General features: G+C 48.8%; 1 protein-coding gene. It reads left to right on the forward strand.

Annotated elements, in window-relative coordinates; translation table 11 throughout:
* Positions 1–1,680: cadherin-like beta sandwich domain-containing protein (locus NAF19_RS30445; protein WP_252794242.1), on the forward strand; the 1,680-nt coding region annotated here is incomplete at its 5' end.
* Between the last annotated feature and the right edge of the window lie 6 nt (positions 1,681–1,686).

The following is a 1,686-nucleotide window of genomic DNA, read 5'->3' on the forward strand; positions in this document are numbered from 1 at the left end:
GTAAACGGCGTACCGGCAACATCGGGCGTAGCCTCGGCCCCGGTTTCGTTAAACACAGATACCACCACTGTTTACACAACAGTAACGGCAGCCGATGGGGTGACTAAAAAAACCTATGCAATATTGGTAACACGCCTGCCGTCCAAAAACGCGCTGCTCACCAAGCTTAAAATAACTCCCCAAACTGGATTGACCATAGTACCGGGCCCGGACTACGTTGATTATACAGCTTCGGTATTTATGCCCACAAGCTCCATCAGTGTAATTCCAACCGCACAGGATGCCGCAGCCACCATAACAGTGAATGGCATGCCGGCAACATCGGGTGTAGCCTCAACCCCGGTTTCGCTAAACACGGATACCACCACTGTTTACACAACCGTAACGGCAGCCGATGGAACAACCAGGAAAACCTATGCAATATTGGTAACACGGGTACCGTCCAACAATGCACTGCTATCAGCTATTAAAATAACTCCTGCTGCTGCATTGACGGTGGTACCAGGCGTGGATTATGTTGATTATAAAGCCTCGGTATTTATGCCAACAAGCTCCATCAGTGTAATTCCAACCGCACAGGATGCCTGGGCCACCATAACGGTAAACGGCATGCCTGCAACATCGGGCGTAGCCTCCGCCCCGGTTTCCTTAAACACAGACACCACCACGATTTACACAACCGTAACGGCAGGCGACGGGACAACCAGGAAAACATATGCAATAAAAGTAACCCGTGTGTCGTCTAACAACGCGCTGCTGACCGCTATTAAATTAACTCCGGCAACTGGATTAACGATAGTATCAGGCACAGACTATGTTGATTATAAAGCCTCGGTATTTATGCCAACAAGCTCCGTCAGGGTAACCGCCACCGCCCAGGATGCCGCAGCTACCATAACGGTAAACGGCATGCCTGCAACATCGGGTGTAGCCTCAGCCCCGGTTTCCTTAAACACAGATACCACCACTGTTTATACAACCGTAACGGCAGCTGATGGGACAACCAAAAAAACCTATGCAATATTGGTAACACGCGTGCCGTCTAACAATGCGCTGCTGACCGCTATTAAATTAACCCCAAATGCTACTTTGATTGTGAAGCCAGGCACGAACTACATTGATTATGAAACCACAGTAAGTAATTCAACAAGTTCCATCAGTTTAACCGCCACCACACAGGACGCCACGGCCACCCTAAAGGTAAACGGGGTTACGGCAACGTCCGGCGTGGCCTCCGGTCCGGTTTCATTAAACGCCGATACAACCACTGTTTACACAACTGTAACTGCAGGCGATGGCACAACCAAAAAAACCTATGCAATATTGGTAACACGCCTGGCTCCTCCTGGTGTCGTTATGCAATACCAGCCGCTGGAATCGCCGATCACTAACACCGCAATTGTTGTTCACCAGAACGTATCGCCAAATGGCGACGGGAACAGTGACGCACTGGTTATTGAAGGTATAGCTGCGCATCCCGATAACAAACTGCAGATCATGAGCCGAAGCGGCGCATTGGTTTATGAGGCTAAAGGTTATGACAATGCTACAAAATCGTTTGACGGCCACTCCAGCACCAACGGTAAATTACAACAGCCCGGTACTTATTTCTACTCTTTGGAATATAAAGACGGAAATGAAACTAAACACAAAACCGGCTTTATTGTACTGAAGTACTAGAAAAGT

The sequence above is a fragment of the Mucilaginibacter flavidus genome, from assembly GCF_024055575.1.
GTDB lineage: Bacteria > Bacteroidota > Bacteroidia > Sphingobacteriales > Sphingobacteriaceae > Mucilaginibacter > Mucilaginibacter flavidus.